The organism is uncultured Salinisphaera sp. (assembly GCF_964012375.1).
In the GTDB taxonomy this organism is placed as follows: Bacteria; Pseudomonadota; Gammaproteobacteria; order Nevskiales; family Salinisphaeraceae; genus Salinisphaera.
In genome coordinates, this window is record NZ_CAXGSH010000108.1 from 1 (window position 1) to 11,816 (window position 11,816).

Consider the following 11,816-nt stretch of genomic DNA (forward strand, 5'->3'; position numbering starts at 1 on the left):
GCGGATACCGGGTTCTTCTACACCACGTACAAGAACAAGCGGAATACGCCCGACAAGCTCGAGATGAAGAAATACGATCCCAAGGCGCGCAAGCACGTGATCTTCAAGGAAGCGAAGATCAAGTAAGCGTTCGTCTATCGGCACGGGCCGATCAGGATTGCGAAAAGCCGGCCGCGAGCCGGCTTTTTCGTGCCCGGTCGTTTTCCCGGGCAAGGCTGGCCCGTGGCCTGCCTGCCGGGCGGCGCTCAAGCGGGTGCGAGTGGAACGGCGCGGCCTGCCTAGCAACGACGGCTTTACGACGTGGGCAGCGGCCGCTATCGGCGTTCGAGCAGCAGATTGCCCTTGCGATCGACCGCAGCGGACCAGCCCGGCGCCACCCAGGTCGTCGTCACGGTTTCGCGCAGAATCGCCGGGCCGTCGAAGCACTGGCCCGCGCGTAGCGCCTGTCGCGCGTAGACCGGCACCTCGCCATCGCAGCCGTGGACGGCGACCGTTTCGGCCGGCGTCGGTGCGCCCGTGCCGGTTTCGATATCCGGCAGCGCCACGTCGGGCACCGGGCCGGCCCGATGCAGGCGCAGATTGACCAGCTCGACGCTCAGGTCGAAACGATGCCCGTAGCGCGCTTCGTGGGCCTGGTGGAACGCGTCCACCAGCGCGGCCGGCTCACGCCAGGCGAGGTTGAGCGACGCGCTCTGGCCGGCGTAGCGCAGATCGGCGCTCAGGCGTTCTTCGATATCGTCCGCGTCAATGCCTTCGTCTACCAGCTCGTCGCGGGTGGCCTCACGCAGCGGCGCCAGCCAGGCATCGATCTCGTCGGCGTCCATCTCGGCCAGCGGCTGCAGAATACTCAACGAGCGCTCGCGTGAGCGCCGGGCAACGAGCATCCCCAGCGCCGACAGCACCCCGGCAAACACCGGAATGAGCACCCGCTTCATGCCCATGCCCTGAGCCAGGGCGCAGGCATGCAGCGGCCCGGCGCCACCGAAACACAGCAGACTGTCGTCAGCCACGGATTCGCCGCGGGCCACCGAGATCACCCGCAGTGCGCCGGTCATGGCTTCATCGGCGATGCGCAGAATGCCCGCGGCGGCTTCTTCCACCGACATATTCAACGGTTCGGCGATACGCGCGACCGCACGGCGCGCGGCCTGCACGTCCAGCCCCATATGACCGCCCAGCTGGGTCGAGGCCGGCAGGCGCCCGAGCACCACATGGGCATCGGTCACGGTCGGCTGCTCGCCGCCCTTGCCATAGCAGGCCGGCCCCGGTTGCGCACCGGCCGAGGCCGGGCCGACCTGCAACAGGCCGCCCGCATCCAGCCAGGCGATCGAGCCCCCGCCGGCGCCGATGGTATGCATATCCACCATGGGTACGGCCACGGGATAGCCGGCGATCCGGGTCTTGCTGGTCAATGCCAGTTCGTCGGCCACCAGGGCCACATCGCTGCTGGTGCCGCCCATATCGAGCGTGAGTACGCGCTCGAGTCCGGCCGAACGCGCCACGAAACGGGCGCCGAGCAGGCCGCCGGCGGGGCCGGACAACAGCAGGTTCACGGCGTTGTCGGCGGCCTGATCGACGCCGACCGTGCCGGCCGCGCCGTGCATGATCGCCACCCGTTCCAGCGCGTTTTCCAGGCGCCGCAGATAGCCGCCCACGGCCGGCCCGAGCGCGGCGTTCAGCCACGTTGCAATACCGCGTTCATACTCGCCGTATTCCGGCAGCACGCGGCTGCCGCGGGCGACGGCCAGCTCCGGCAGTGCCTTGCGCAGCGCGGCTTCGATGGCGGCCTCGTCGTCGCCGTTCAAGAAGGCGAACAGCAGGTTGATGGCCACCGCCTCGACGCCCGCCTCGCGCAGCTGTGCCACAAGCGCGTCACACATCGCCTCGTCGAGCGCCACGAGCGACTGCCCCTGCGCATCGCTGCGCGCGTCGACCTCGAAACACAGTTCGGGCGCCACCGGCACCGGGTTGGGCGCGGGTTCCAGCGCATACAGCTCGCGCCGGGCCTGGCGGCCGATGGTCAGCACATCGGCAAAGCCCGTGTTCGCGATATAGGCCGTACGCGCCAGATTATTTTCCAGCAGGGCGTTGGTGGCGACCGTAGAGCCATGCACGATGCGCCAGTCGGCGGCCGCCTCACCGGCAAAATGGCGTACGCCGTCGATCACGGCCTGCTCCGGTGCCTGCGGGGTGGACGGGATCTTGTAGACCGCCAGCGCGCCGTTCTCGCGGGCGATCACGTCGGTGAAGGTACCGCCGGTATCCACGCCCAGCTCGCCGGCGCTGCGCGAAATCGATTGCGGCTTTGTCGAACGATCGTCGTGGTTTAGGGTCATGATCCTGTCAGCGGATGATTCGGCATCGTCGTCCCCGTGTTGTACGGGCTGGACGCTGTCGGTGTGCCGGGAAACCATCATGGAAAGCGATTTGAAGCTCGTAGCGCAAGGGCTGGTCCGCGATTATGCCGGCCGACGCGCGGTCGACGGCGTGGATCTGTCGCTCGCCCGCGGCGAGGTGCTGGGCCTGCTCGGGCCCAACGGCGCCGGCAAGTCCACCACCCTGCGCATGCTCGCCGGCACCCTCGCGCCCGGCGCCGGGCGCATCGAGATCGCCGGCTTCGACATGGCGCGCTCGCCCCTGCAGGCCAAGCGCCATCTGGGCTATCTGCCCGAGCATCCGCCGGTGTACGCAGAACTGACCGTCGATGAATACCTTACCTTCTGTGCCCGGCTGCACCGCATCGGCCGCGGCCAGCGCCCTGCGGCCATCGACCAGGCCAAGGCCGACTGCGGGCTCGAGGAGGTAGGCCGGCGCCTGATCGGCAACCTGTCCAAGGGCTATCAGCAGCGCGTGGGCATTGCCCAGGCGATCGTGCATCGTCCGGACGTGCTCATCTTCGACGAACCCACCGCCGGGCTCGACCCGAACCAGCTGCGCGGTATCCGCGAGCTGGTGGCACGGCTGGCAGCGCGCCATAGCGTGATCGTATCCAGTCATATCCTGTCGGAAATCGAGGCGGTCGCCGCGCGCGTGGTGATATTGCACCACGGCCGGATCGTGCTCGACGAGCGCACCGGGGGTATCGAGCATGCCCCGGCGATGGTCGATATCATGCTGCGCGCCAGCCCCGATCAGGACACGCTGGCCGCGCTGGCCGGCGTCCAGTCGGTGCAGCGCATCGGCGACGGGCGCTGGCGCATTGTCCCCGAAGCCGGGCGCGATATTCGCGGCGCGCTGGCCGAAACCGCCGTGAACCAGGGCTGGCAGCTGCTGGAAATGCAAAGCCACACGCCCGATCTGGAAAGTCGTTTTCGGGCCCTCACAAGCGACAGCCCGGACCACGCAGCATGAATGCCACCCGTGCCATCACCGCCCATGAACTCAACCGGCTGTTCGTCTCACCGCTGTCGTGGACGCTGCTGGCCGTCACCCAGCTGCTGCTGGGCATTCTTTTCGCCCTGTCGCTGACCGACATCAGCCTCAACCCGCAAACCGTGGGCGAGTACGACGGCATTTCCGCGATCGTCGGCGGCGGCGTGTTCCGTTTTGCCACGGTGGTGCTGTTGCTGGTGGTGCCGCTTTTGACCATGCGCGCCTTTGCCGAGGAGCGTAAGAGCGGCAATCTCGACCTCATGCTGGCCGCGCCCGCGCCGCTCTGGGCCATCGTGCTCGGCAAGTTCGCCGCGGTCATGGGCTATCTGAGCCTGATGTTCGTGCTGATTGCCGCCATGCCGCTGTCGCTGGCCCTGTTCACGCCGCTGGATCTCGGCCTGTTGTGCGCGGGGCTGATCGGCCTGTGGCTGGTCATGGCCTGTTTTTCGGCCATCGGCCTGTTCGTATCGTCGCTGACCCGCGAGCCCACGCTGGCCGCGGTGGCCACGCTCGGCGTGCTCATGCTGCTGTGGCTGTTCTATGCCGTATCGACGTTCGACTGGCAGCCCGTGGTGCTCGGCACCACCCTGCCGTTCGGCGATATCGCCCATGCGCTGTCGCTGATCGGCCACCACGATGCGCTGCTGCGCGGGGTGTTCTCGAGCGCGGACCTGCTGTATTTCCTGATCTTTACCCTGTGTTTTCTCGCCCTGACCGTGGTGCGACTCGATATGGATCGTCACTGATGCGTGCCAGTCACGGCCTGTCGCTTGCGCTGATCGTTGTCGCCGCCCTCATGGCCGGCGCGGTCAGCCAGCGCTTTTCGATCAGCGCGGACTGGACCGCCGGCAATCGCAATTCGTTGTCGCCTGCCAGCCGGCAGGTGCTGGATGCTCTCGACGCCGGCCCCGTTTCCTTCACCGCCTATATCTATCCCGGCCCGCGCCGTGCCGAGGTGGCCGAACGGCTGGAGCGCTATACCCGCGCCAGTTCGCAGGTGCATCTGGACTTCGTCGATCCGGCCCGCGACCCGCAGCAGGTGCGTGCGCTGGGCATCGGCGACAAGGGCGCGGTTCAGATCCGCTATCAGGGCCGCAGCCAGACGGTGACCGACTTCAGCGAAAAGAGCGTAACCAACGCCCTGCAGAAGCTCTCGGTGGCCAAGAACCAGTGGGTGGTGTTTCTGTCCGGACACGGCGAACGCTCGCCTGCCGAGGAATCCAACGGCGGCTACAGCGAACTCGCGGCTGCGCTGGATGCCCAGGGCATGGCTACCCGCAGCCTGAATATCGCCGAGGCAGCGGCCATTCCCGACAACGCGGCCCTGGTGGTCGTGGCCAGCCCCCAGCGCAGCCTGCTGCCCGGCGAAGTCCGCATGCTGCGCGACTATGTCGAGCGCGGCGGGGCTCTGCTCTGGGCCGACGACCCCGGCCCGCGCTATGGTCTGGAACCGCTGGCCCGGGATCTGGGCCTGAGCTGGCTGCCCGGTACGGTCATCTATCCGGATTTTCGCGAGCTGGGCACCGGCCACCCGGCCATCGCCCTGGTCGCCAACTATCCGAATACGCCGATCACCGAAAACCTGACCCAGATCGGCCTGTTCCCCTATGCCGGCGCGCTGGCACGGCTCGATAATGCCGCCGCCAAAGGCTGGAAAGCCGAAACCTTTCTGCGTTCAAGCACGCGCAGCTGGCTGGAAACCGGCCCGATCGACGGCCAGCAAAGCCTGACCTTCCAACCCGACCAGGGCGATATCCGCGGGCCGCTGGACATGGGCATTGCCCTGACCCGTGCCGTACAGACCGACGCCGGCCGGTTCGCCCAGCGCGTGGCCGTCATCGCCGACAGCGATTTCATGACCAACGGCCATCTCGAGCGGCTCGGCAACCGCCCGCTCGCGCTGGCCCTGTTCCAGTGGCTGGCCTTTCGCGATGCCCAGATCGCGGTCGATGTCGCCAAGGCACCGGATACCCGCCTACAGCTCAGCCCGGCCCAGATCCGCGGCTTCTGGTGGGTGTATGTGCTGATCCTGCCGCTGGGCCTGATCGGCTTCGGCCTGTTGCGCTGGCAGCGCCGACGCCGCCGGTGAGCCGTCCATGAACCGCAAACGCCTGATCTTCAATGCGGTACTGGTGCTGGGCATCGTGGTGCTCGCCATTCTGCTGTGGCAGTTCCGTACCCCGGCACCCACGCCGCCAGAAACCGTCTCCGCCATCGACCCCGACGCGCTCACCCATGTGGAAGTGCATCTGCCGGATGCGGTGGTCGAACTCGATCGTGCCAATCCGGATGCCGACTGGCGGCTGCAGGAGCCGATTTCCGCACCGGCCGATACAGCCCCGCTGCAGGCCCTGCTGGCCCTGGCCGAGGCCACGCCCAGCCAGCGCTACGAACGCGGCGCGATCGACGACGGCACTACCGGCCTCGACGACCCGGCGCTGGTGGTTCGCTTCAACGGCCAGGCCCCCATTCTGGTGGGCAACGCGGGCCCGGCGCCGACCAGCCGCTATGTCGCCACGCCCCATGCCCTGCTGCTGGTCAAGGCCGAACGCCTGGCGCGATTGCCCGCCACCTGGCGAAACTGGGTCTCGCCTACGCTCATAGCCGACGATGCCGACCTGACCCAGCTCACGCTGCCGCGGCTGACGCTCGCGCGCAGCGAAACCGGCGGCTGGCAGGTAGAGCCGAAAAGCGCCGACCGCGGCGCCGACTATGCCCAGGCCACGATCGATGCCTGGCGCCATAGCCGTGCCCTGTCGCTGGAACCGGTGGATGCCTCTCGCGCCCGCATTGCGCGGGTGACGTTGCGCTACGCCGACGAGCGCATCCGGCGGCTGGACATAATCGAACGCGAGCCCGAGCTGATCCTGCGCGACGACGACCGCGGCATCGACTACCACTTCGCCCCGCATCTGGCCGCGCCGCTGCTGGACATGCAGCATCCGGACACGCTCGGCGCCGGACGCGCACGCAGCCTGCAGCCCTCGGCCATTCCGTTGACCCCGAGCGGAGACACGGCAAACACCGCGCCTGCCGCCGACTAGGGCAGCCACCACGCTTTCTTGATCCGAACGGTCTTTCCAGAGCCGCGGCTGTGCCGCGTACGCGCTGGCGCGCGAACTGCCGACTCAACGCGATCGAATCAGGCCGATTTCGCCGCCCCCCGTTCACTCAGCTGCAGCACACCGGTCAGCATCGCGGGCAGAAAAGTCACCGTGGTAGCCATGGTGAACAACAGCCCGAACATCACGATCGCGCCCAGGCCGCGATAGAGCTCGGTACCCGCGCCGGGCAGAAACACCAGCGGCGCCAGGCCGAAGGTGGTGGTGATGGTGGTCATCAGAATCGGGCGCAGTCGTACGGCCACGGCGTCCTGGACCGCCTCGATCGCGGCCATGCCGGCAGCCACGTTGGCCCGCGCCCGCTCGACGATGAGAATCGGGTTGTTGACCACCGTGCCCACCAGAATGAGAAAGCCGAGCATGGTGATCAGGTCGAACGGCTGCGACAGCGCCGTGAGCCCGACCAGCGGCAGCAGCGCGCCGACACCGTTGAGCATGGCCAGCCCAACCACGCCGCCGGCAATACCCAGCGGCACGGTGGTGAGAATGAGCAGCGGATAGCCCCAGTGGGAAAAGATCGCGACCAGCAGCAGGTAGCACACGCCCACGGCCACAACATAGTTGCCGAGCAGCGCATTGCGGGTGACTTCCAGTTCGTCGCTGGCCCCGGAGATATCCAGCGCCAGCGAGGCATCGATCGCGCCCTGTTCGCGCAGATGGTCGATCACCTCGCGGTTGACCCGATCCACGCCGGCTTCCAGCGGTACGCTGGACGGCGGGATGACGCGAATGGTGACGGTACGCCGGCTGTCCAGGCGTCGGATCACGTCGGTATCCACCGTGGGTACGACATCGGCGAGCGCGATCACCGGCAGCACGCCTTCGGATGTAGCGATGGGCAGCCGCGATATGGCATCCACGCTGTCCGGCTTGCCGGCAGCGTCGTAGAGATAGATATCGACCTTGTCGTCCGAGAAGAAATACTCGTCGACATAGGCACCGTCGGTAAGCGCGGCGATGGTATAGCCCATATCGGCCGCGTTCAGGCCAAGCTCGGCAATACGGGCATGGTCGGGCTCGATACGCAGCAGCGGCTGGCCGAGGGTGAGCGTGGACGGCTCGGCGAGCACCTGCGGGTTGTCGAACACCGTGTTGGCACGGGCATAGATCGCCTCGGCCGCGGCATAGATGGTGGCCAGGTCCGCGCCCGAGATATCGATATTGATCGCCCGCGTGCCGCCGTCGTTGGACGAAATGATCGAACCCTTGGTGGAGAAGGCGCGCATGCCCGGATAGGCCTCGAAATTGTCGTTGAAGGCCGTCATGAGCGCGCCGATCTCGCGGTCGTTGACAGGCTCGGCGATCACGCGCAGCTGGTTGGTACTCACGCTCATGTTCAGATAGGCGATCGCCGGCATGGCGCCGTCGTCGGCTTCGATATCGCCGTTTTCGTCCGGCACGTAGCGCATGAAGCGCTCACGTAGCTCGTCGGCAATGTCGCCGAGTTCGGTGAGGTTGTAGCCGGCCGGCGGCAGCATGGAAGAAAACGTCTTGGCCTCCTCGCCGTCGGGCAGATATTCGGCCGGCGGCGTGAGCACGAACACGCCCAGGCCCAGCGCACCGGCAATCGATGCCATGGTCAGGTAACGCCGCGTACGCATCGCGATAATCCAGGCGCACAGCGCCAGAATGCCGCGCGATAGCGGCCCGTTCGCGGTCTGCGCCGCGCCCGAGTCGCGGGGCAGGATGCGTGCCGCCGCGGTCGGCACCACCATGATCGCGACCAGCATCGACACCAGAATCGCCGCCGAAATGGCGATGGAAATATCCGAGAACAGCTGGCCGGCCTTCTGGGTGATGAACAACACCGGCGCGAACACCATCACCGTAGTCAGCGTAGAGGCCAGCACCGCCGGCCAGACCTCGCGCACGCCGTCGATGGCCGCCTGCCAGCGGCGTGCGCCTTCGCTGCGCTTGCGGGCGATGTTTTCGAGCACGACGATGCTGTTGTCCAGCGTCATCCCGATGGCAAAGGCAATGCCGGCCAGCGAAATCACGTTGATGGTGCGCCCGAACGCGGCCAGGCCGATGAACGCCGCGATCGCACAGATGGGAATACCCAGAATCGCGATCAGCGTGGCGTAAACCGAGCGCAGGAACACAAACATCACGATCGCCGCCAGCACGGCGCCGATCGCCAGATTGCGATACACGCTGGCGATGGACGCACTGACATAGCGCACGTCGTCGGAGGTCAGGCGCATGCGCATGCCCGCCGGCTCGAGCACGCTGGCATTCAGCTCGGGCAGTAGCGCGAGCATGTCGCGCTTGATATCGATCACGTTGGAGCCGGGCTGACGGCGTACCTGCAGGTTGACCACCGGCTGATCGTTGTAAAAACCCAGCTCGCGCACCTCGGCATGGTCGAGCTGAATTTCGGCGACGTCGCCGAGCGTGGTCACCGAATCGCCGCGCCGCGAGAGCACCACGTTGGCCAGACCCGAGACGTCGTCGAAGCGACCGACCGTGCGCACCAGATAACGGCGCTTGCCGGCATCCATGTCGCCGCCGGAAATATCCTGGTTGCGGGCACGAATCGCATCGCGCACGTCGGTCATGGAGATATTGCGAGCCGCCAGCTTCGACGGATCGATATGGATCTGTACCTGGCGTTCGGCGCCGCCGCCGACCTGCACGTCGGCCACGCCTTCGACACGCTCCATGCGCCGACGCACCTCGTCGTCGACGAAGTCGCGCATGAACGCCATATCCAGGCCGGCCGGATTGCCGGCCTCGGCGGCCACGCTCAGATACATGAACGAGTTCTGGGAAAAGGAGGCCGCGACCACCTCCGGCTCGTTCACGTCCTCGGGGTAGCTGGGCACCTGCATGAGCGCGTTGGTCACGCGGATGAGCGCTTCGTTGACGTCGGTGGAGAACGGAAACTCCAGCTCGATCTCGGCCTCGCCGGTCTTGGCCTCGGCGCTCATGCGCTGCAGGCCGATGATATTGGCGAGATATTCCTCCTGCTCGATGAGGATTTCGTTTTCCACGTCCTGCGGCGTGGCGCCCGGCCAGCTGGTGGTCACGGTGATCGTGCGTACCGCCAGGTCGGGAATCATCTGTACCGGAATGCGCATCGCCGCGAGCACACCAAACAGACAGATCAGCAGCACGACGATGGTCATCAGCGTGCCGCGCTTGATCAGCGCTTCGAACATCGATCAGCCCCCGGGCTGCGACAGCCGCAGGCTTCGCCGGTCGCGGGCCGGTGGACTGGCGGCCCGTTCCTCGGCGGATGTTTGCTCGTCGCGTATGCGTACCGGCTGGCCCGCTTCGAGGCTTTCGTTGCCGCGTACCACTACGCGATCCCCGGCTTCCAGGCCATCGAGCACTTCCACTTCGTTGTTGGCGCTGCGCCCGAGCGAGACCTGGCGCTTGACCGCGCGCAGCGTCCCGTCGTCATCCTCGCGCACCAGCCACATGCGGGTTCCCCCGCCGGGCACGCGCACCAGCGCATCGCGGGGCGCGATCAGTACCGCCTCGGCGGTTTCGAGTTCCAGCATCGCCTTGGCCGACATGCCCGGCGTGAGCGCGCCGTTGGCGTTGTCCACGAACATACGCACCAGAAAACTGCGGGCACTGGCATCGCTGGCCCCCACGATGACGTCGACCTTCGCCGTCAGCGCCGCGTCGAGCGGCGTCTCCGGTTCGACCCGTACCTGCATGCCGGGCTCGATCAGGCCGAAGTACTGCTGCGGCGCAGAAACGTCCAGGCGCAGCGTCTCGGTGGCCACCAGCGATACCGCCGGCGTGGTCTGGGCCACGTATTCACCGGGGTCTACCAGCCGCGCCCGCACCTCGCCATCGAAGGGCGCGATCAGCGTATGTCGGGCCAGGCGTTCGCGCTGGGCGGCCACTTCCGCGCGCAGGCGTTGCAGCGCTGCCGCACGTACCGCCACCTGCGAACGGCGGGCTTCGAGTTCGCTCTGCGACACAGCGCCGCGCCCGGCCAGTCGATCGGCTTCGCGCAGCAGCCGTCGTGCTTCGTCGAGCTGGGCCGCGGCTTCCTCGGCCGACGCCTGGAGCGTGTCCAATTCCAGCCTGGCCAGCGCCCGGTCGAGTTCGATGAGCGTATCGCCCGCGGCGACCCGGTCGCCGGCATCCACGGCCACCGTGTCCACCAGACCCGCGATACGCGGCGTCACGTCGGCATCGCGCGGCGAGGTCAGCGTGCCGTAGAGCGGCACCGTCTGCTGCCAGCGGCGCTCGTCCACGCGCGCCGTATCCACCACGGCCGGCTCGGCCGCCGCAAGCACGCTCGCCGTCAGGCTTAGCAAAGCCCCCACCAGCCACTGTCTCGGCTGAATCTGTGCGGCCCGGCCCGGCGCCGGTGTGCAATCGTTCACCCTTCCCCCTGTCGATTGGTTCGCACATCAGCGGATGTGCCCACGCAATAGAAGATTGCGTATCCAAGAATCAGCTACTCATATAGAACCCGCGCAGACGCATAAGGTTCCGGCGTGCTGGTGGTCGGTCGACCACTGTGGGTATGCTGGCCGCCATCGGTTCTTCAATGCTCGACCGCCATGAATCCACGCGCCATCGCCTATGCGCTGACCGTCGTCGTTTGCAGCACGGCCTTCGCCGCCACCGCCCAGGCCGACAACGCCAGCAAGACGCAGGCCGCCGATCTCGGCCCCAATCTCGAAAACTACGACTACCCCTGGCCGGTCTCGCGCTTCGAAATCGATGAACCCAAGGGCACGGTATCCATGGCCTACATGGACATCGCGCCGACCGACGACATCAGCGACGCCCCGGTGGCGGTGCTGCTGCACGGCAAGAACTTCTGCGGCGCCTACTGGCAGGACACCGCCCAGGCCCTGGCCGACAACGGCTACCGCGTGATCGTGCCGGACCAGATCGGCTTCTGTAAGTCCGACAAGCCGGCCGCCTACAGCTACACCTTCCATCATCTGGCCGCAAACACGCAGGCGCTGCTGGAATCGCTGGATATCGACAACGCCACCATCATCGGCCATTCCATGGGCGGCATGCTGGCCATGCGCTATGCGCTGATGTACCCCGACACCATCGACCAGCTGGTGCTGGTCGACCCGCTCGGCCTGGAAGACTGGAAAGCCAAGGGCGTGCCCTATCGCGGCATGAACGCCTGGTATGCCCGCGAGATGAAAAAAGACTACGCGGCCATCAAGTCGTATCAGGTCAAAAGCTACTACGACGGCGAATGGAACGACGACTACGCCGAGTGGGCGAAAATGCTCGCCGGCATGTATACCGGCAGTAAAGAAGACAAGGCAAAGGTCGCCTGGGCCCAGGCCGCGACCTACGACATGGTCTATACCCAGCCGGTGTTCT

9 protein-coding genes are annotated in these 11,816 nt (G+C 66.8%); 6 read left to right on the top strand and 3 right to left on the bottom strand.

Translation table 11 applies throughout. From position 1 onward, the window contains the following. Positions 1–126, top strand: a 126-nt coding sequence (gene rpmG, locus ABNU97_RS15375; protein WP_348767562.1) for a 50S ribosomal protein L33, incomplete at its 5' end; no start/stop codon positions are given. A gap of 188 nt (positions 127–314) precedes the next feature. Here rpmG and ABNU97_RS15380 read toward each other — a convergent pair. Beyond that, entirely contained in the window at positions 315–2,336 is a 2,022-nt protein-coding gene (locus ABNU97_RS15380; RefSeq protein WP_348767554.1) for a hydantoinase/oxoprolinase family protein, read from the bottom strand. Positions 2,337–2,415: 79 nt separating this feature from the next. Here ABNU97_RS15380 and ABNU97_RS15385 point away from each other — a divergent pair, with 79 nt between their 5' ends. From ABNU97_RS15385 to ABNU97_RS15400, 4 genes are read left to right on the top strand one after another with little or no spacing between them, the layout of a single operon-like run. After that, on the top strand, positions 2,416–3,351 hold the full coding sequence (locus ABNU97_RS15385; protein ID WP_348767555.1) for an ATP-binding cassette domain-containing protein: 936 nt from the start codon (positions 2,416–2,418) through the stop codon (positions 3,349–3,351). Beyond that, the gene (locus ABNU97_RS15390; protein WP_348767556.1) at positions 3,348–4,118 is read left to right on the top strand and encodes an ABC transporter permease; all 771 of its coding nucleotides are present in this window, start codon (positions 3,348–3,350) and stop codon (positions 4,116–4,118) included. The genes ABNU97_RS15385 and ABNU97_RS15390 overlap by 4 nt, the downstream gene beginning before the upstream one ends. After that, complete coding sequence (locus ABNU97_RS15395; protein ID WP_348767557.1) at positions 4,118–5,461, top strand: GldG family protein; 1,344 nt, start codon at positions 4,118–4,120, stop codon at positions 5,459–5,461. The genes ABNU97_RS15390 and ABNU97_RS15395 overlap by 1 nt, the downstream gene beginning before the upstream one ends. Before the next feature lie 7 nt (positions 5,462–5,468). After that, positions 5,469–6,416 carry a DUF4340 domain-containing protein gene (locus ABNU97_RS15400; protein ID WP_348767558.1) on the top strand — a complete coding sequence of 316 codons (948 nt, stop codon included), beginning with the start codon at positions 5,469–5,471 and terminating at the stop codon, positions 6,414–6,416. A gap of 98 nt (positions 6,417–6,514) precedes the next feature. Here the strand turns inward: ABNU97_RS15400 and ABNU97_RS15405 are convergent, their stop codons facing one another. Together ABNU97_RS15405 and ABNU97_RS15410 are read right to left on the bottom strand one after the other, a co-directional pair. After that, the gene (locus ABNU97_RS15405; RefSeq protein WP_348767559.1) at positions 6,515–9,655 is read right to left on the bottom strand and encodes an efflux RND transporter permease subunit; all 3,141 of its coding nucleotides are present in this window, start codon (positions 9,653–9,655) and stop codon (positions 6,515–6,517) included. A gap of 3 nt (positions 9,656–9,658) precedes the next feature. Further along, positions 9,659–10,843, bottom strand: coding sequence for an efflux RND transporter periplasmic adaptor subunit (locus ABNU97_RS15410; protein ID WP_348767560.1), 1,185 nt, complete (start codon positions 10,841–10,843; stop codon positions 9,659–9,661). A gap of 180 nt (positions 10,844–11,023) precedes the next feature. Between ABNU97_RS15410 and ABNU97_RS15415 the strand changes: the two genes are divergently transcribed. Further along, the coding region (locus tag ABNU97_RS15415) for an alpha/beta hydrolase (RefSeq protein WP_348767561.1) at positions 11,024–11,816 on the top strand (793 nt) is incomplete at its 3' end.

What these genes read in the sequence shown, in the direction of transcription:
- ABNU97_RS15380 (WP_348767554.1), bottom strand. Translation starts at nt 2,336, where the DNA reads ATGACCCTAAACCACGACGATCGTTCGACAAAGCCGCAATCGATTTCG.
- ABNU97_RS15385 (WP_348767555.1), top strand. Translation starts at nt 2,416, where the DNA reads ATGGAAAGCGATTTGAAGCTCGTAGCGCAAGGGCTGGTCCGCGATTAT.
- ABNU97_RS15390 (WP_348767556.1), top strand. Translation starts at nt 3,348, where the DNA reads ATGAATGCCACCCGTGCCATCACCGCCCATGAACTCAACCGGCTGTTC.
- ABNU97_RS15395 (WP_348767557.1), top strand. Translation starts at nt 4,118, where the DNA reads ATGCGTGCCAGTCACGGCCTGTCGCTTGCGCTGATCGTTGTCGCCGCC.
- ABNU97_RS15400 (WP_348767558.1), top strand. Translation starts at nt 5,469, where the DNA reads ATGAACCGCAAACGCCTGATCTTCAATGCGGTACTGGTGCTGGGCATC.
- ABNU97_RS15405 (WP_348767559.1), bottom strand. Translation starts at nt 9,655, where the DNA reads ATGTTCGAAGCGCTGATCAAGCGCGGCACGCTGATGACCATCGTCGTG.